The organism is Janthinobacterium silvisoli, from assembly GCF_014200725.1.
Lineage (GTDB): Bacteria > Pseudomonadota > Gammaproteobacteria > Burkholderiales > Burkholderiaceae_D > Janthinobacterium.
Genome location: NZ_JACHCL010000001.1, coordinates 29,532 through 47,727 on the forward strand (window position 1 = coordinate 29,532; position 18,196 = coordinate 47,727).

Below are 18,196 nucleotides of genomic sequence, written 5' to 3' on the forward strand. Positions count from 1 at the left end.
CCCGGAGGCATCATGGATAGCAAAGACGAGTACCCGGAGACACCCAGCCTGCCGCCGGCGGACGTGGCGGAGGCGCCGCAAGCTTATGCAGTTAACCAAACCGGCCAGGCCAAGCAGGCCGGCCATACCGCATCGCCGCGCTACCGCGAGCTGAACCTGGCGACCTTGCAGGCGCAGGGCATGGTCACGCACGATGGCGGTCGCACCTCGGTGGCCGAGGATTTCCGCATCATCAAGCGGCCGCTGCTGCGCAAGGCGCGCGCCAGCGGACCGGAGGCCATCCGCCATGGCAACCTGATCGTCGTCACCAGCGCCATTCCCGGCGAAGGCAAGACTTACTGCGCCGTCAACCTGGCGATGAGCATCGCCATGGAAATGGATATCACGGTGCTGCTGGTGGACGCCGACGTGGCGCGCCCGTCCGTACTGAAAGTGCTGGGCCTGCCGCCGGAACCGGGCCTGATGGATGTGCTGCTCGACGACCAGCTGGAGATGGCCGACGTGATCCTGAAAACCAATGTCAGCACCCTGAGCATCCTGCCTGCCGGGCGCAGCAACAAGCATGCGACGGAATTGCTGGCCAGCCGCGCCATGAGCCGGCTGCTGGCCGAGATCGCCAGCCGCTATGCGGACCGCATCGTCGTGTTCGACTCGCCGCCGCTGTTGATCACCAGCGAAGCCCACGCGCTGGTGGGACAGATGGGGCAAGTGGTGATGGTGGTGGAGGCGGAAACGACCACCCAGCACGCTGTCAAGGAAGCGCTGCGCCAGATCGAATCGTGCGAACACATCCACCTGATCTACAACAAGACCAGGTCCTTCCCCGGCAACGACTACTATGGTTATTACGACTAGCCATGGTGGCCGCCTTCCCCTTGCGGCCGGCGCGCCTGGCCTGGCGCTGGCCTTGTTAATCGCGCTCCCCGTTCCCGCCAGTGCCGTCGACTGGCTGGCCGTGCCCTCGCTGCGCCTGCGCGAAAGCTATACCGATAACGCCTTGCTGGCGCCGCCAGGCCAGGCGCAGTCCGATTTCATCACGGAAATTGCGCCCGCAATCGGCCTGATCGGCACCGGCCCGCGCCTGCAAGTGCACCTGGACGCCACCTGGCGCCAATTCCGCTACCAGCACCGACCCGCTAGCGACAGGCAGGAACTGCAGGCGTCCGCGAACGCCGAACTACTCAAGGACTGGTTCCATCTCGATAGCGCGGCCAGCATCAGCGAGCACAGTATTTCCCCCTTCGGTGCGCAAGTGATCAACGGGCTGCCGCCGCCGCAAAACGCCAGCACGGTGCGCACCGTCACCATCAGCCCGTATCTGCGCCACCGTTTCAGCAGCCTGGGTACGGCCGAGCTGCGCTACACGCGCAACGCGGTTTCCAGCGGCGGCGGCCTGCTGTCCATGCACAGCGATGAAGTCCAGTTGCTGCTCAATGGCGCGCCGCGCGGCGCCGGCTGGAGCTGGAACGCCAGCTACGATGCGCGCCGCACGCAAGACAGCAAGCTGGCGCCGCAGCGCACGGAACGCAGCAGCGTGGGCCTGCGTTATCCGTTCAACAGCCGCTGGTCGGCCACCGCCAGCGCCGGCCAGGAAAAGGAAGGCTACGCCGATAGCTCCAGCTCAGGCAAGGACCCGCAAGGGCGCTTCTGGTCGCTGGGCGGCGTGTGGACGCCATCGCCGCGCACCAGCGTGGCCTTCAGCACCGGCCGGCGCTTCTTTGGCAAGACGTATAGCCTGGACGCAGCTTTCCGGCAGCGCCATGCGAGCTGGTCGGCGCAATACAGCGAAGACATCACCACCATGCCCGCACAATTTTTGCGGCTGGGCAACCAGGACGCGGCCAGCCTGCTCGACCAGCTATGGACCGGCCTGGTGCCCGATGCGCGCGAGCGGCGCCTGCGCATCGACGCCTTTTTGCTCTATGCCGGCGGCCTGGGCTCGCAAGGCGCCATCAATTACTTCAGCCACCGCTACTTCCTGCAAAAGCAGCTGACCTTGAGCATGGCGCGCGCCACGCCCAAAAGCACGCTGGTCTTTGGCCTGAATGCGGTCGACCGCACGGCGCAAACCAATAGCGGCATCAACAGCGGCTTGCTGCCCGACCTCGATTTCGGCAGCGAAGAGCGCACGCGCCAGGTGGGCAGCAATCTCGGCTGGACCTGGCAAGCTTCGCCGCGCAACAGCGTCAGCGCCAATGCCGGTTACTCCACCATCCGTTCGCTGAGCGTGCCACGGCGCGACAACAATTTCACGCTTACCAGCGCTGTCAGCCGCACCATCAAGCCGAAAATGACCGCCTCCATCGAGCTGCGGCATACGCAGCACAGCAGCACGCGCGGCGGCGCTTTCCGTGAAAACGGCGTCAGCGCCACGCTCACCATGCAATTCTGAGGAGACACTGCCATGTGCGCCTGCCCCGATTTCCACTTGCTATGCGTAGTCGCCGCGCGTCCCAACCTGATGAAGATGGCGCCCATCCTGGCCGCCCTGGAACGCCAGGCGCCCACCGTGCGCGTCACCTTGCTGCACACCGGCCAGCATTATGACCCGGCGATGAGTGGCCAAGTATTTACTGCGCTGGGCATGCGCGCGCCCGACATCAGCCTGGACGTGGGTTCGGGCAGCCATGCGCAGCAAACGGCGGAAATCATGCGCCGCTACGAAGCGGTGCACCTGGCCATGCAGCCCGCACTCGATGCGGTGATGGTGGTGGGCGACGTTAACTCCACCCTGGCTTGCGCACTGGTGGCAGCCAAGCTGGGCACGCCCGTGATCCACGTCGAAGCGGGGCTGCGCAGCGGCGACCGCAGTATGCCGGAAGAAATCAACCGGCTGCTGACGGACCAGCTGTCCGGTTTATTGCTGACCAGCGAGAGCGGCGCCCAGGCCAATCTGCTACGCGAAGGCATCGCCGGGGAGCGCATCCGGTTTGTGGGCAATGTCATGATTGACAGCCTGCTGCTGCAATTGCCGCGTGCCATATCGCCTGAAAACACCTTGCAGAACTACGGCCATCCCTGCCCGCCCGCGTACGGCCTGCTGACTTTGCACCGGCCGTCGAACGTGGATGACGGCGGGCGCCTTAGCGCGCTGCTGCTGGCGATGGTGCAACTATCCAGGCAATTGCCCTTGCTGTTTCCGATCCACCCGCGCACCTTGTCCATGCTGCGGCAAACGGGCCTGGAAAACTTGTTCGAGCAGCACGCCATCGTGCCGCTGCCGCCGCTGGGCTACCTGGAAATGCTGGGACTGATGCAAGGCGCACGCCTGGTGCTGACCGATTCGGGCGGCATCCAGGAAGAAACCACGGCGCTGGGCGTGCCCTGCCTGACCCTGCGCGACAATACGGAACGCCCCGTCACGGTGGACGAAGGCACCAATACCGTGGCCGGCACGGCGCCGGAAACCATCCTGACGCTGGCGCACAACATCCTGGAGACAGGCGGCAAGCGGGGCCGCATCCCGGAATACTGGGATGGCCATGCGGCCGGGCGCGTCGCCGACGCCACCTTGCAATGGCTGAGCCAGCGGCGGGGTGTGCAATGAACGCCAGCATCACGAATGCCCTGACCATCGATGTCGAGGATTATTTCCAGGTCTCCGCCTTTGCGCCGCATATCGCCCGCGCCGACTGGCCCGGCATGCCTTGCCGCGTGGAAGCCAATATCGAGCGCATCCTGCTCTTGCTGGAAGCGCGGCAGATTCACGCCACCTTCTTTACCCTGGGCTGGATCGCCGAGCGCTACCCGGTCATGCTGCGCAGCATCGCTGCGGCAGGACATGAAGTGGCCAGCCACGGTTATGGCCACTTGCGGACGTCCGAACAGTCGCGGGCCGATTTCGCGCACGATGTGCGTTTGAGCAAAACCATCCTCGAACAATTGACGGGCATGGCCGTACTCGGTTACCGGGCGCCCAGCTTTTCCATCAACGGCAGCAACCTGTGGGCCTTCGACGTCTTGCAGGAAACGGGCTACCGCTACAGTTCCAGCATCTATCCGATCCGCCACGACCATTACGGCATGCCCGATGCGCCCCGTTTCGCCTGGCGCCCGCGCGGTGTGCATGGCGTGCTGGAATTGCCGATCAGCACCGTGCGTGTGGGCCGCCGCAACTTTCCAGCCGGCGGCGGTGGGTATTTCCGATTGCTGCCCTATCCCGTCTCGCGCTGGCTCTTGCGACGGATCAACTCGTTCGACGGGCAAGCTGGCATATTCTATTTTCATCCCTGGGAGCTGGATCCGGGGCAACCACGCCCAGCCGGCCTGGGCTGGAAAACCCGATTCCGGCACTACCTGAACCTGCAGCGGATGGAAGCAAGACTGACGCGGCTGGCTGGCGATTTTCGCTGGGACCGCATGGACTGCATTTTTCTCGAGAGCCTATGATGGATATGGCGGTTTCCTCCCACGCTCCCCCCCGCCCCGCCAGCGCGCTCGACGTGCGCCGGCTGCAAGCGCACGACCATGTCCGTTGGGACGACTTCGTGCAAACCTGTCCGGAAGCGACCTTTTTTCACCGGGCCGGCTGGCAAACGGTGATGGAACAGGGCTTCGGCCATGACAGCTATTTTTTGTATGCGGAACAAGCTGGAAACATCGTTGGCGTGTTGCCACTGGCCCATATCCGCAGCCGTTTATTCGGCAACGCACTGGTCTCGCTGCCGTTTTGCGTCTACGGCGGCATCGCCAGCAGCAATCGCGCCGCCCGACTGGCGCTCGACGAAGCGGCGCAAATGCTGGCGCAGCAATTGCACGTGGGCCACCTGGAATACCGCCAGCGCGATCAGCTTGACAGTAGCGAGCAGCCTGGCTGGCTCGGCAAGCCGCTGTATGCGACTTTTCGCCGCTCCCTGCAGGCAGATGAACAGGATAATCTGCTGGCGATACCCCGCAAGCAGCGCGCCGTGGTGCGCAAGGGTAGCGCAGCGGGCTTGCACAGCAGCCTGGACGATGATCTCGACCGCTTCTTCGCGCTCTACGCGGGCAGCCTGCACCGGCTGGGCACGCCGGTCTTCGCGCGCCGCCATTTCGCCTTGCTGCGCACGGTGTTCGGCGACGATTGCAGCGTAATGACCGTATGCCAGGGAAGCCAGGCGCAAGCGAGCGTGATGACGTTTTATTTCCGCGATGAAGTACTGCCCTATTATGGCGGCGGCAGCGTGCTGGCGCGCGACACAGGCGCCAACGACTTCATGTACTGGGAACTGATGCGGCGCGCCGGCGCACGCGGCTATCGATTGTTCGACTTTGGCCGCAGCAAGGTCGGCACGGGTGCTTACGATTTCAAGAAAAACTGGGGCTTTACGGCGCAGCCCTTGCCGTACGCCTACAAGCTGGTGGCCGCCAAGTCATTGCCGGACACCAATCCGCTCAATCCCAAATACCGCTGGTTCATCCGTGCCTGGCGGCGCCTGCCGCTGCCGCTGGCCAACCTGCTGGGACCGCATATCTTGCGGCAACTGGGCTGACCATGCGCGAACTGCTCTATCTGACACACCGTCTGCCGTATCCCCCCAACAAGGGCGACAAGATACGTTCCTGGCATATCCTGCAATACCTGAGCCGGCATTTCCGCGTGCACCTGGGCTGCTTCATCGACAACGAGGAAGACTGGGAACATACGCGGCGGGTGGCCGGCCTGTGCGCCAGTACCCGCTTCATCGACTTGCGGCGCCATGCGGCGCGCTGGCGCGCCATGCAAGCCTTGTTGTCGCGGCAATCGATGAGCGTGCACTATTACCGCGACAAACAGTTGCTGGCATGGGTCAATGATCTGCTGGCGGGCGGCGGCGTGCGCCACGCGCTGGCCTATTCGGGACCGATGGCGCAATATATCGATGGCAGCGCAGGCCGGACGCTGCACCGCGTGATCGATTTTGTCGATGTCGATTCCGACAAATGGCGCCAGTATGCCGACAGCAAGCCCTGGCCGGTGTCGCTGCTGTACCGGCGCGAATCGCAGATGCTGCTGCACTACGAGCGCCATATCGCACAGCAATTTTCGGCCGCCAGCTTTGTCTCGCAGGCAGAAGCCAACCTTTTTCGCCTGAGCGCCCCGCTGGCGCGCCGCAAGACGGGCCATTTCAATAACGGGGTCGATGCCGACTACTTCGCGCCGGGGCAGCCGTCCGGCGCTTCGCCCTACCCTGACGGTGCACAAGTGCTGGTATTTACGGGCGCCATGGATTACTGGCCGAACGTCGATGCCGCGCGCTGGTTCGTGCAGCAGGTATGGCCAGCCCTGCGCTACCGCCACCCCGCATTGCTGTTCTATATCGTGGGCAGCCATCCGGCGGCGCAGGTGCGCGAGCTGGTCAGGGTACCCGGCGTGATGGTGACGGGCACGGTACCCGATGTGCGGCCCTATATCGCCGGCGCCATCCTGGCCGTGGCGCCGCTGCGCATTGCACGCGGCGTGCAAAACAAGGTGCTAGAAGCGATGGCGATGGGAAAAACCGTGCTGGCCTCGCCGCAGGCACTGGAAGGCATCGTCGCGCAGCCAGGGCTGGAACTGTTGCTGGCCCGCGATGAAATCGAATTCATCCACCATGCGACGCGCGTGCTGCAACAAGGCACGGCACAGGGCGCGATGGGGGCCGCCGCCCGCCATCTGGTGTTGCAGGACTACAATTGGGAACGCAACCTGCAAAGCCTGGGCGCCATGCTGGGTGTACCGGTACAGGCTGGCGCCCAGCAGGCCGGGCAGCCGCAACCCACGCAGGAACCGTCGTGAGCATGACGCCTGACAGCGTTGCCGCGGCGGCCAGGCCAGTCAGCCTTACCCCGCGGGTGCTGTTGCTGGCCATGCTGCTGGCGGTGTTGCTGCTGTATCACGCCACCTTTTGGACTATGCTGGAAATATGGTCGCGCTCGCAAACCTTTGCGCACGGCTTCCTGATCGTCCCCATCAGTATCTGGCTGGCCTGGCGCCAGCGCGCACGCCTGGCCGTGCTGCCACCGCAAGCGAGCCTGACAGGACTATTGCTGCTGGCTGGCTGCGGCCTGGCCTGGCTACTGGCCAATGCCGCCAACGTGCAGGTGGTAGAACAATATGCGGCCACCGCCATGCTGCCGGCCTGCGTGTGGGCGATCCTGGGCTGGCCCGCCGTGCGCCTGCTGGCCTTTCCACTCGCCTATCTGTTTTTGGCCGTGCCGTTTGGTGAAGTCTTCATCGAACCGCTGATCGATTTCACGGCCAGCTTTACCGTGGCCGCGCTGCAATTGACGGGTATCCCGGTGTTTCGCGACGGAAGCAATTTCTATTTGCCCAGCGGCAGCTGGTCCGTCGTCGAGGCTTGCAGCGGCTTGCGCTACCTGATCGCCTCGCTGGCCCTGGGCGCCCTGTTCGCCCATCTCAATTGCCACAGCCGGGGCCGCCGCCTGGCCGTCATGGCCGCAGCACTGGTGGTGCCCATCATAGCCAATGGCGTACGCGCCTATCTGATCGTCATGCTGGGCCACCTGAGCAATATGCGCCTGGCCGTGGGTATCGACCACCTGGTCTATGGCTGGCTGTTTTTCGGCCTAGTGGCGCTGGTGCTGTTCTGGTGCGCCACCCGCTGGCGCGAACGGCCCCTCGCTGCCGCGACAGCCACGCCAACCGTTGCATCGCGGCCAGCGGCGAGCATCAGGGTCCTGCTGGCCAGCCTGGCCATCGCGGCGCTGTGGCCGGGCCTGGCCTGGTTGCACCGGGATGAGGCGGCAGCGGCGATGCCGGCAGCTCCTCTCGCGCTGGCCGCGCCACCCGGATGGCAAAAGCTGGAAGCGCCGCCGGCCTGGCGCGCGCCGGTAGCTGGCCACCCGCTGCAATGGCTGGCCAGCTACCGCCAGGAAACTGGCAAGGTCAACCTGCAATTGTCCTGGTTTGCCCGGCAAGCGCCTGATGCGGAACTGCTGACACACCAGGCCCAGCCTTACGGCGAGACATGGAGTTTACTGCAACACCAGAAACGCACAATCAAGGTAGGCGGGCGCGGCCTGACCGTGCGCGAAGCCATGCTGGGCCATGGCGGCGAACGGATGCTGGTCTGGCGCTTTTACCGCCAGGGCGGCGTGACCACGGCCAACCCGGTACTGGTCAAGCTGCTGCTGGCCAGGGGCAAGCTGCTGGGCACGCGCCAGGATGGCGCCGACCTGATCGTTTCCACCGCCTACGACGAACTGGCGCCGCCGCCGCGCCCGCAACTGCAGGCTTTCCTGCAGGCCGCCCTGCCCATGATCGAACAGCGCTTGCAGGAGTTGCCGCATGAACGCTGACCTTGACCTCTCTGTCCCACCCCTGATCGTGCACGTCATCCACCAGCTCGATGTGGGCGGGCTCGAAAACGGCCTTGTCAACCTGATCAACCACATGCCGCCGGGGCGCTACCGGCACGCCATCGTCTGCCTGAAAAGCGCTACCACATTCCGCCAGCGCCTGACGGCGGGCGGCGTCGACATCATCAGCCTCGACAAGCGCGAAGGCAAGGACCCGGCCCATTACCTGCGCCTGTACCGCACCTTGCGGCAGCTGCGGCCCAGCCTGGTCCACACGCGCAACCTGGGCTGCATCGAAGCGCAGCTGCTCGCTTGCCTGGCCGGTGTGCGTCTGCGCGTGCATGGCGAGCACGGGCGCGATATCGACGACTTGCACGGAAAGAGCCGCAAATACCGGCTGCTGCGCAAACTGATGCGGCCACTGGTGCAGCACTTCATCGCCGTCAGCGCCGACCTGGGCGCCTGGCTGGTGGACACCATCGGCGCCGCGCCGTCCACCGTCACGCAAATCGGCAATGGGGTCGACAGCGTGCAGTTCCACCCGCGCCTGGGGCCGCCCGCCGCTGTCGGTCCACCGGGTTTCATGTGCAATGGCGCCTATGTGATCGGCAGCGTGGGCCGCATGGCCGCCGTCAAGGATTTCGACAACCTGGTGCGCGCCTTCTTGCTGCTGCTGGCGCAACCGGGCGCGCGCTCGCGCCTGCGCCTGATGCTGATCGGCGATGGTCCCAGCCGCCAGGCCTGCCTGGACTTGCTTGCGCAGGCCGGTGCGCAAGACCTGGCCTGGCTGCCTGGCGCGCGCGACGACGTGGCGCAGCTGATGCGCGCCATGGATCTGTTCGTGCTGCCATCGCTGGCCGAAGGCAGTTCCAACACCATCCTCGAGGCGATGGCGACGGGGCTGCCGGTGGTGGCGACGAATGTGGGCGGCAATGCCGAACTGGTGCAGTCCGGCTGGACCGGCACCCTGGTGCCGCCGCGCTCGCCAGAAATGCTGGCCGACGCCATGCTCGATTACTACAGCATGCCCGAACTGGGGCCGCGCCAGGGTGCGCGCGGCCGGCGCCGGGTGCTGGCCGAACACAGCCTGCTGGCCATGGCTGGCGCCTACCTGGCCGTGTACGATCGCCTGACGGGCGCCCCCGTACCCGATCCGCTTTCCACCTTCCCTTGAAAGGTAGCCCATGTGCGGCATCGTCGGCATCTTTGATTTGCAGGGCCAGCGCGACATCGATGCGCTACAGCTGCTGCGCATGAACCACAGCCTGCGCCACCGGGGGCCGGACGAAGATGGTTTGCACTGTGAGCCAGGACTGGGGCTGGGCCACCGGCGCCTGTCCGTGATCGACATGGCCAGCGGACAGCAGCCGCTGTTCAACGCCGACCGCAGCGTGGCCATCGTCTTCAATGGCGAAATCTATAATTACCGGCTGCTGATGGCCGAGCTGCGCCAGTTCGGCCACGTGTTCCGCACCCATAGCGACACGGAAGTCATCGTGCACGCCTGGGAACAATGGGGCGAACAATGCGTCGAGCGCCTGCGCGGCATGTTTGCCTTCGCCCTGTGGGACCGCCGCCGACACCTGCTGTTCCTGGCGCGCGACCGGCTCGGCGTCAAGCCCCTGTATTACGGCCAGGCCAGCGACGGCACCTTGCTGTTCGGCTCCGAGCTGAAAGCCTTGCTGGCCCACCCGGCCATGCCGCGCACGCTAGACCCGCTGGCGGTGGAAGACTATTTCGCGTATGGCTACGTGCCCGAGCCGCGCAGCATCTTCCAGCATGCCTTGAAACTGCCGCCCGGCCACACCCTGAGCATCCGCGCCGGCCAGCCGCTGCCCGCGCCGCGCCAGTACTGGGACGTGCCGTTCACGCCGCACGCGCACGCCAGCGAAGCGCAGGCGGGCGACGAATTGCTGGCGCGCCTGCGCGAAGCGGTGCGCATCCGCATGGTAGCCGAAGTGCCGCTGGGCGCATTCCTGTCGGGCGGCGTCGATTCCAGCGCCGTCGTCGCCATGATGGCGGGCGCCAGTGTGTCTCCGGTCAACACCTGCTCGATCGCGTTTGGCGACCCGGCCTTTGACGAAACCCGCCATGCGGAGCTGGTGGCGCGCCGCTACGGCACCCAGCACCACACCCTGCAGGCCGGGCAAGACGATTTCCAGCTGATCGACTTGCTGGCCAATCTATATGACGAACCGTTCGCCGACAGTTCGGCCATGCCCACCTACCGCGTCTGCCAGCTGGCCCGCCAGCGGGTGACGGTGGCCCTGTCAGGCGATGGCGGCGATGAAAGCCTGGCCGGCTACCGGCGCTACCGGCTGCATGCGCGCGAAGAAAAAGTGCGCAGCATGTTGTCAAGCAGCCTGCGCCAGTCGCTGTTCGGCACCCTGGGCCGGCTGTATCCCAAGGCGGACTGGGCGCCCCGCTTCCTGCGCGCCAAAACCACCTTCGAAGGCCTGGCGCGCGATACCACCGACGCCTATTTTCATAGCGTCAGCATCCTGGGCGACGCCATGCGGGCGCGCCTGTTCAGTCCCGCACTGCGGCACCAGCTGCAAGGCTACCGCGCGGTGGAAGTGCTGCGCCGCCACGCCGCCGCCAGCCCGGCGCCAGACGCCCTGTCGCAAGTGCAGTACCTGGACCTGAAAACCTATCTGCCGGGCGACATTTTGACCAAGGTGGACAGGGCCAGCATGGCGCATGCGCTGGAAGTGCGCTCACCGTTGCTCGACCATGAACTGGTGGCCTGGATGTCGGGCCTGCCGGCCCACTTCAAGCTGCATCGCGGCGAGGGCAAATACCTGTTCAAGAAAACCCTGCGCCCGCTGCTGCCCGACAGCCTGCTGTACCGCCAGAAGATGGGTTTTTCCGTGCCGCTGGCCAGCTGGCTGCGCGGCCCGCTGCGCCAGCGCCTGCAAGATCGCTTGCTCGGTCCCACCCTGGCCCAGTGCGGCCTGTTCGAGATGGATTACGTACGCCATCTGATCGAACAGCATGGCTCGGGCCGGCGCGACTACAGCGCGCCCTTATGGTCGCTGCTGATGTTTGAAGCGTTTTTGCGGCAGGTGCTGCCGGTGGCTGCCACGCCCACGATTGTCATCGCGCCGGCCATGGCACTGGATTGAATCATGCGCATCCTGCACATCCTCGACCATTCCCTGCCGCTGCATAGCGGCTACACCTTCCGCACCATCGCCATCCTGGGCCAGCAGCGCTTGCTGGGCTGGGAAACGGCGCAGCTGACCAGCGCAAAACACGGGCGCACGGAAGCAGACGAGCAAGACATCGATGGCTGGCACTTCTACCGCACGGCGCCCAGCCGGCACTGGTGGATGCACCTGCCCGTGCTGCGCCAGTACGGCGTGATCCTGGGGCTGGCGCAACGCTTGCGCCAACTGGCGCAGCAGTTGAAACCCGACATCCTGCACGCCCATTCACCGGCGCTGAACGCCATCGCCGCCTTGAGCGTGGGCCGTGCGCTCGGTATCCCCGTGGTGTATGAAGTGCGCGCCTTCTGGGAAGATGCGGCCGCCGACCATGGCAGCAGCCGGCCCGGCGGCCTGCGCTACCGGCTGACGCGGGCGCTGGAAGACCATGCGCTGCGGCGCGCCGACGCCATCACCACCATCTGCGAAGGCTTGCGGCGCGACCTGTGCCAGCGCGGCGTGCCGCCACAAAAAATCACCGTGATACCCAACGCCGTCGATGCCGCCAGTTTTCAAGGCAGCGAAAATGCGGCGCTAGTTTCAGCCCTGGGCTTGCAAGGCCATACTGTGATCGGCTTCATCGGCTCGTTCTATGCCTACGAAGGCCTGGCCCTGCTGCTGCGCGCCATGCCGCGCATGCTGGCCGCGCAACCCACGCTGCGCCTGCTGCTGGCAGGCGGCGGTCCGCAGGAACAGGCGCTGATCGCGCTGGCGCGTGAACTCGGCATTGTCAATCAGGTGATCTTCGCCGGCCGCGTGCCGCACAGCCAGGTGGCCGCCTATTACCAAATGATCGACGTGCTCGTGTATCCGCGCCTGCCGATGCGCTTGACGGAACTGGTCACGCCATTAAAACCGCTCGAAGCGATGGCGCAAGGCTGCCTGGTGGCCGCCTCCGACGTCGGTGGCCACCGCGAACTGATCACGCATGGCCAGACGGGCATGCTGTTTCGCGCCGGCGACGCCAATGCGCTGGCGCAGACCGTACTGAGCCTGCTGCTGACGCCAAACAGTTGGCCCGCCCTGCGCCGCAATGCCCGCGCCTGGGTGGAACAGGAACGCAACTGGGCCGGCAGCGTGCGCCGCTACTCCGCCGTGTATGCGCGCCTGGCGCTGGCGGCGGGCAGCGTGCCATGAAACTGGCCGGCCTGCGCATCGCGCTGGTGGGGCCGCTGCCGCCACCGGCCGGCGGCATGGCCAATCAGACGCTGCAACTGGCAGCCCTGCTGCGGGCCGATGGCGCCAAGGTGACGCTGATGGCCGTCAACGGGCCTGTCCTACCACCGTGGCTGGCGCGCATCCGTTATCTGCGCGCGGCGCTGCGCCTGCCGCTGCACCTGTGTCGGCTGTGGCGGGCGGCCGATACGGTCGACCTGTTCCACATCATGGCCAACTCGGGCTGGTCATGGCATCTGCACGCAGCGCCCGCCCTGTGGATCGCCAGCATCAAGGGCAAACCGGCACTACTCAATTACCGGGGTGGCGAGGCGGCAGCCTTCTTTGCCCGCTCGCCGCGCTTGGTCGCCCTCAGCCTGCGCCGCGCCAGCGCCATCGTGGTGCCCTCGCGCTTCCTGGCCGACGTCTTCGAACAATACGGCCATACCGCGCATGTCGTGCCCAATATCGTCGACCTGGCCCGCTTTACTCCCGGTCCGCGCAGGTCCACTTTTGGTGATGGCCCCGTCATCCTGGTCGCCCGCCATCTGGAAACGCTGTACGACAACGCCAGCGCCGTGCGCACATTTGCCATCGTCCACGCCAGCATGCCTTCGGCCCGCCTGGTGCTGGCCGGCGACGGCCCGGAACGGGCAGCATTGACACGATTGGCATTAGCGTTGAAGGTGCCCGTACACTTTGCCGGCCATGTCGACAATTGCGCCATGCAGGCGCTATACAGGTCATGCGACATGGTGCTCAATCCCAGCCTGGCCGACAATATGCCCATCTCCGTGCTGGAAGCTCAGGCGTGCGGCCTGCCCATCGTCAGCACCAGGGTGGGCGGCATACCCGCGCTGCTGCAAGACCAGGTCACGGCGCTGCTGGTGGCGCCCGGTGACAGCGGCGCCATGGCGGCGTCTATCCTGTCGCTGCTGCGCGATCCGGAACGCGCCCGCCGGCTGGCACAAGCGGGCCTGGCGCAGGTGGCGCAATATGACTGGCCGGCGATAGCGCCGCTGCTGCTGGCCCACTACCGGCGCATCCGCGCCATTGCGCGCCCCAGTCCCTACACGCGGCTGGTGACACGCTGGCTGTTTCCGCTGCACGAGCGACTTAAACGCCACCACAGCACGTCTTTGCTGCGCGAACTGGAACGCTCGCAATGGTGGAGTCCGGAAAGGCTAGAAGCATGGCAGGTGGAACGCCTGCGCGCCCTGCTGCTGCACGCACGTGCGCATGTGCCGTACTACCAGGCGCTGTTCGCCCGCTGCGGCTTCGATCCCGCCAAAATAAATAGTCTGGCGGACCTGGCGCGCCTGCCGCTGCTGCGCAAGGCCGACATTGCGGCGGCCCGCGACAGCTTCAAGTCGGGCCAGGCGGTGGGTTTGCGGCCGTTCGCCACGGGCGGCTCCAGTGGCGAACCGCTGCTGTTTTTCCTGGGCCGGCGCCGCATCAGCCACGATATCGCCGCCAAATGGCGCGCCACGCGCTGGTGGGGCGTGGATATCGGTGACCGCGAAGCCGTGCTGTGGGGTTCGCCCATCGAACTGCATGCGCAAGACCGCATGCGCCGCCTGCGTGACTGGCTGCTGCGCAGCAGCCTGCTGCCCGCCTTCGCCATGTCGCCGGCCCGTATCGATGGCTATATCGCCCAACTGCGCCGCCTGCGCCCGCGCATGCTGTTCGGCTATCCATCGGCGCTGTGCCGCATCGCCAGCCACGCCCGCGCGCACAATACCTCACTCGACGGCATCGGCGTGAAGGTTGCCTTCGTCACGTCCGAGCGCCTGTATGACGCGCAGCGCGAGCAGATCGCCAGCGCCTTCGGCTGCCAGGTGGCGAATGGCTATGGCGGGCGCGATGCCGGCTTCATCGCCCACGAATGCCCGGAAGGCGGCATGCACGTCACGGCCGAAGACCTGATCGTGGAAATCGTCGACGCCGGCGGCCAGCAACTGCCCACCGGCAGTACGGGCGAAATCGTCATCACCCACCTGGGCACGCAAGACTACCCCTTCATCCGCTACGCCACCGGCGACGTGGGCGCGCTGGGAACGGCCCCCTGCACTTGCGGGCGCGGCTTGCCGCTGCTGCAAAAACTGGAAGGGCGCAGCACGGACTTTCTCACGGCGCAAGATGGCACCGTGATGCATGGCCTGGCGCTGGTCTACATCGTGCGCGAACTGCCGCAAGTGCGCAGTTTCAAAATCATTCAGGAAAGCCTGCTGCTCACGCGCGTGCTGCTGGTCTGCCTGCCGCGCCTGGACGATACCACGCGGACCCTCATCGTCACGGGCTTCCAGGCCAGGCTGGGCGCGCAAGTGACGATCGCCATCGAAGAAGTCAACGACATCGCGGCGGAAGCCTCGGGTAAATACCGCTATGTGATCAGCAAGGTGGTTTGACACCGTGGCCTGACAATAACATCAAAGCTTCCCATCCCCGGCTTCGGCGCCCCCGGCAAAATCCTGAACGGCGTAGCGGACGGGCTGCGACGGCAGCATCAGCATCGGCGCACTGCTGGCACCGGCGCTGACCAGCACCTGATCCACGGGAATCGCATCGTCTTCCTCGCCAGCCAGGAAGGCTTGCACCAGGCGCGTGCCTGATGCTGGCAGCAAGTCTTGCGGCACCGGCACCGGCTTGCGGTGCATGATGGCCAGCCAGCCGGGCCGGCCGCCAGCCTGCACAGTGGGTGGATGCACGACTTGCAGGTCGACTGAACCGGCCAGCAAGCCCACCACCAGCGGTTTACCGTGGCGCATCAGGACCATGGACTGGCCCTGCGCCTTGGGCGCCGCGATGGCATACAGGTCGGCGTCGGGACGGTTCATCGGCACCGGCGAAAGCCCGGCCTGGTCGATCGTCAACGGGTCGATCCCCGTGACCCGCTTCAGGCGCTCGGCCATCATCGCGACCTTGCCGCCTTCGGCCGCAATCGGCCATTCGGCAATATGGTGCTCGCCCACATACACCAGGACCTTGGCGCCCGGGTACTGCTTTACCGCCCGTCGGATGAGGTTATCGGCCTGGTCCTGCTCGCGCTGGCCCTGCGCCGCTATCGGGTCTTTGGCATAGTCGGTACGCGTCGATTCGTATGCCACGGGCCGGTAGCCGAGCGCGAGCGACTGGCGGATAAAATCGGCAAACACCGGGTCGTCCAGATAATAGCCGCTGGACTGGCGTGGATAGCCATCGGCCGCCAGCTTCGCCATCCTGCTGAGCGATGCCGCATCCTCGGCGTCGCGTTTCAAGGCTTCGGCTGCCAGCACGGTATAGCCCAGCGGGCGCAAGGCGCGCGCCACTTCAAGCCCGAAAGCCCGGCCGCGTGGATCCAGATGGTTTTCATCGAGGATAACGATGCTGGTCTGCTTGGCGCGCCGGACGATTTCGGGAATGGCGGCCACCGCATCTGCCGCACGCAGATCGGCGACCTGTTCGGCGGGCATCTTGAAATCGGCGCCTTTCGCCGGGTTGAAGGTCGGCACACCCGTCATGCAGGACATCACCTGCGCCCACTGATCGACCACATCCGGGTCATTGATCTGCTCCACCCGCTGGACGCCCAGCCGCTTGAGCATGCCGAAGCTAGCGGCTAGATATTTGCCGTGCGATGCATCGCTGATCGATTGCTTATAAGCTTCCAGCAGCGTGTCGTTGTCCAACTGCTTGATTGCCTGTGCCGCAGCCGATGTTGGGGCGGTCAGGGATGACTGGGCCATCGCCGTCACCGTCATGACCGGCGCGGTGATGACGGCCAGGGCAGCAGTCATGGCTAACTTGAAACGCATGTGTACGTCCTATCGATGTGTTTGGTGCAATCTATCCGATTCTAGCAGCCGCGGTTTGAGCGTGTATAGCATTAGCAATCTCATCATTATCGGCTGGCCCGGAATAACATTGGCAGCCAACAGCGGACGGTCGTGTGCATCACAGAAACCGAACAAATTCCGGCATTGCAAATCCGAGTGCACGGTTTTATGTACAATGCCAGCCCTGTCATCACCATCAACAGGCATCACCGTGAACCAATTACTCGCCATGCGGACCTTTGTGCGGGTCGTGGAAACCGGCTCGTTCAGCCGCACGGCCGACCAGTTGAGCTTGCCTCGCTCCACCGTCAGCAAGCTCATCAACGATCTGGAACGGCATCTGGGCATCAGGCTGATGCAGCGCACCACGCGCGCCGTCGCGCCCACCTCGGATGGCTTGGAATACTACAGCCACGCTGCGCGCCTGATCGCCGATCTCGATTCGGTGGACACGGCCGCACGCAGCAACAAGCTCAAGCCGGGCGGCCATCTGCGCATCGACGCGCCCGCCTCGTTCGCCAATTGCCTGCTGATCCCCGCGCTGCCCGATTTTCACCGGCTTTACCCGGACATCACCATCGCGCTGGGCATCAGCGACCGCGCCGTTAATATCGTCGGTGAAGGCGTCGACTGCGTACTACGCGCAGGCAAGCTCGACGAGCTGGGCATGATAGGCCGCAAAATCACCGACTTGCACTACATCACTTGCGCCGCGCCCGCGTATCTGGAGCGCATGGGCACACCCGCGTCGCCATTGGATTTGCAGCAGGGCCACGTGCAGGCCGGCTACTTTTTTGCCGCCTCGGGCAAGCTGGACGCGCTGGTATTTGAACAGGCAGCGCAGCGCCACACCTTGGCCAGCACGGTGTTTTCGACGAATGACGGCAATGGCCTGAAAGAAATGCTGCTGGCCGGGCTGGGCATCGGCCAGCACTTCCAGCGCGTAATGCAACCGTATCTCGATGCGGGCCAGCTGGTGCAGATCTTGCCGCAATGGACGCGGCCAGCCATCGCGCTGCATGTGCTGTATCCACCGAACCGCTATCAAAATGCCCGGCTAAAAGTGTTTATCGACTGGCTGATGTTGACTTTTGGCGAGGCCTTAGCTTAGTTAGTCAGGCAGTATCGCCGTCACGCGTATCTCAATGCGCATTTGCGGCAATCCCAGCGCCGCCACGCCCGTCTCCGTCCAGATCGGCGAATGCTGCGGCATATAGTGGCGGAACATACGCGTCATGGTCTGGTTCACTTCCGGCGGGAAACCACCCACATGGTAGGAATTGACGTGCACCACGTGTTCCCACTGCGTTCCCGCCGTGGCCAGGGTGCGGTCCAGGTTCTTGAAGGCCTGGACGATCTCATTCTCAATGGATGCCGGGAAATTCAACTCATCGTCCCAGCCGCCCTGGCCGGAGGTTTCCACGCGGTTGCCGATTTTTACGGCCTGCGAATAATGCAGCTCCTTTTGCAACAGCGGGCCATAACCGGGAGTGAGGAAAAATTCGGGCTTGCTCATGGACTTCCTTTGCTTGTTTATGCAATACGATCATCAAAAAATTTCCGCATCCGGGCTGACTGACTTGCCCGATGCCTGAAACTGATGAGCATCTTATTGAATTAAAACAAGCAACAACAGACAGGATTTATGCCATGACTATCCATGCATATGGATAATAAAATGCTTGCGATGAGCCATGCCGTCCTCACTTCGCACACCTTATCGAAAGCCTTGCAATGGGCTACACTGACGTTTCAATGGCG

At 64.8% G+C, this 18,196-nt stretch carries 14 protein-coding genes; 12 read left to right on the forward strand and 2 right to left on the reverse strand.

The window, feature by feature from the left end; translation table 11 throughout:
• The first annotated feature begins 12 nt into the window (after nt 1-12).
• From HDE75_RS00110 to HDE75_RS00160, 11 genes are read left to right on the forward strand one after another with little or no spacing between them, the layout of a single operon-like run.
• Nucleotides 13-855, forward strand: a complete 843-nt coding sequence (locus HDE75_RS00110) for an XrtA-associated tyrosine autokinase (protein ID WP_183678845.1) — start codon at nt 13-15, stop codon at nt 853-855.
• Nucleotides 839-2,392, forward strand: a complete 1,554-nt coding sequence (locus HDE75_RS00115; protein WP_183678847.1) for a TIGR03016 family PEP-CTERM system-associated outer membrane protein — start codon at nt 839-841, stop codon at nt 2,390-2,392. Before HDE75_RS00110 ends, HDE75_RS00115 begins: the two co-directional genes overlap by 17 nt.
• 12 nt (nt 2,393-2,404) lie before the next feature.
• Nucleotides 2,405-3,547 carry a non-hydrolyzing UDP-N-acetylglucosamine 2-epimerase gene (wecB, locus tag HDE75_RS00120; protein ID WP_183678848.1) on the forward strand — a complete coding sequence of 381 codons (1,143 nt, stop codon included), beginning with the start codon at nt 2,405-2,407 and terminating at the stop codon, nt 3,545-3,547.
• Entirely contained in the window at nt 3,544-4,389 is an 846-nt protein-coding gene (locus tag HDE75_RS00125; protein ID WP_183678850.1) for an XrtA system polysaccharide deacetylase, read from the forward strand. Before wecB ends, HDE75_RS00125 begins: the two co-directional genes overlap by 4 nt.
• A 5-nt stretch (nt 4,390-4,394) precedes the next feature.
• Nucleotides 4,395-5,471 (forward strand): FemAB family XrtA/PEP-CTERM system-associated protein, encoded by a 1,077-nt coding sequence (locus HDE75_RS00130; RefSeq protein ID WP_221291720.1) that lies wholly within the window; start codon nt 4,395-4,397, stop codon nt 5,469-5,471.
• 2 nt (nt 5,472-5,473) lie between these two features.
• Complete coding sequence (locus HDE75_RS00135) at nt 5,474-6,736, forward strand: TIGR03087 family PEP-CTERM/XrtA system glycosyltransferase (RefSeq protein WP_183678854.1); 1,263 nt, start codon at nt 5,474-5,476, stop codon at nt 6,734-6,736.
• A gap of 2 nt (nt 6,737-6,738) precedes the next feature.
• Nucleotides 6,739-8,259 carry an exosortase A gene (gene xrtA / locus HDE75_RS00140; RefSeq protein ID WP_183679349.1) on the forward strand — a complete coding sequence of 507 codons (1,521 nt, stop codon included), beginning with the start codon at nt 6,739-6,741 and terminating at the stop codon, nt 8,257-8,259.
• Nucleotides 8,249-9,433 (forward strand): TIGR03088 family PEP-CTERM/XrtA system glycosyltransferase, encoded by a 1,185-nt coding sequence (locus HDE75_RS00145; RefSeq protein WP_183678856.1) that lies wholly within the window; start codon nt 8,249-8,251, stop codon nt 9,431-9,433. The genes xrtA and HDE75_RS00145 overlap by 11 nt, the downstream gene beginning before the upstream one ends.
• A 10-nt stretch (nt 9,434-9,443) precedes the next feature.
• Entirely contained in the window at nt 9,444-11,384 is a 1,941-nt protein-coding gene (locus HDE75_RS00150) for an XrtA/PEP-CTERM system amidotransferase (RefSeq protein ID WP_183678858.1), read from the forward strand.
• A 3-nt stretch (nt 11,385-11,387) separates the two neighbouring features.
• Entirely contained in the window at nt 11,388-12,602 is a 1,215-nt protein-coding gene (locus tag HDE75_RS00155) for a TIGR04063 family PEP-CTERM/XrtA system glycosyltransferase (protein WP_183678860.1), read from the forward strand.
• Nucleotides 12,599-15,028, forward strand: coding sequence for a glycosyltransferase (locus HDE75_RS00160; protein WP_183678862.1), 2,430 nt, complete (start codon nt 12,599-12,601; stop codon nt 15,026-15,028). Before HDE75_RS00155 ends, HDE75_RS00160 begins: the two co-directional genes overlap by 4 nt.
• 21 nt (nt 15,029-15,049) lie before the next feature.
• Here the strand turns inward: HDE75_RS00160 and HDE75_RS00165 are convergent, their stop codons facing one another.
• Nucleotides 15,050-16,414 (reverse strand): energy-coupling factor ABC transporter ATP-binding protein, encoded by a 1,365-nt coding sequence (locus tag HDE75_RS00165; RefSeq protein WP_183678864.1) that lies wholly within the window; start codon nt 16,412-16,414, stop codon nt 15,050-15,052.
• 232 nt (nt 16,415-16,646) lie between these two features.
• Here HDE75_RS00165 and HDE75_RS00170 point away from each other — a divergent pair, with 232 nt between their 5' ends.
• The gene (locus HDE75_RS00170; RefSeq protein ID WP_311735134.1) at nt 16,647-17,546 is read left to right on the forward strand and encodes a LysR family transcriptional regulator; all 900 of its coding nucleotides are present in this window, start codon (nt 16,647-16,649) and stop codon (nt 17,544-17,546) included.
• On the opposite strand, the gene HDE75_RS00175 is transcribed toward HDE75_RS00170, so the two are convergent.
• Nucleotides 17,547-17,951: a RidA family protein gene (locus HDE75_RS00175; protein WP_183678866.1), complete on the reverse strand. Its 405-nt coding sequence runs from the start codon at nt 17,949-17,951 to the stop codon at nt 17,547-17,549.
• Nucleotides 17,952-18,196 lie beyond the last annotated feature (245 nt).

Coding starts and splice junctions, on each gene's coding strand:
- HDE75_RS00110 (WP_183678845.1), top strand. CDS start 13: ATGGATAGCAAAGACGAGTACCCGGAGACACCCAGCCTGCCGCCGGCG.
- HDE75_RS00115 (WP_183678847.1), top strand. CDS start 839: ATGGTTATTACGACTAGCCATGGTGGCCGCCTTCCCCTTGCGGCCGGC.
- wecB (WP_183678848.1), top strand. CDS start 2,405: ATGTGCGCCTGCCCCGATTTCCACTTGCTATGCGTAGTCGCCGCGCGT.
- HDE75_RS00125 (WP_183678850.1), top strand. CDS start 3,544: ATGAACGCCAGCATCACGAATGCCCTGACCATCGATGTCGAGGATTAT.
- HDE75_RS00130 (WP_221291720.1), top strand. CDS start 4,395: ATGGCGGTTTCCTCCCACGCTCCCCCCCGCCCCGCCAGCGCGCTCGAC.
- HDE75_RS00135 (WP_183678854.1), top strand. CDS start 5,474: ATGCGCGAACTGCTCTATCTGACACACCGTCTGCCGTATCCCCCCAAC.
- xrtA (WP_183679349.1), top strand. CDS start 6,739: ATGACGCCTGACAGCGTTGCCGCGGCGGCCAGGCCAGTCAGCCTTACC.
- HDE75_RS00145 (WP_183678856.1), top strand. CDS start 8,249: ATGAACGCTGACCTTGACCTCTCTGTCCCACCCCTGATCGTGCACGTC.
- HDE75_RS00150 (WP_183678858.1), top strand. CDS start 9,444: ATGTGCGGCATCGTCGGCATCTTTGATTTGCAGGGCCAGCGCGACATC.
- HDE75_RS00155 (WP_183678860.1), top strand. CDS start 11,388: ATGCGCATCCTGCACATCCTCGACCATTCCCTGCCGCTGCATAGCGGC.
- HDE75_RS00160 (WP_183678862.1), top strand. CDS start 12,599: ATGAAACTGGCCGGCCTGCGCATCGCGCTGGTGGGGCCGCTGCCGCCA.
- HDE75_RS00165 (WP_183678864.1), bottom strand. CDS start 16,414: ATGCGTTTCAAGTTAGCCATGACTGCTGCCCTGGCCGTCATCACCGCG.
- HDE75_RS00175 (WP_183678866.1), bottom strand. CDS start 17,951: ATGAGCAAGCCCGAATTTTTCCTCACTCCCGGTTATGGCCCGCTGTTG.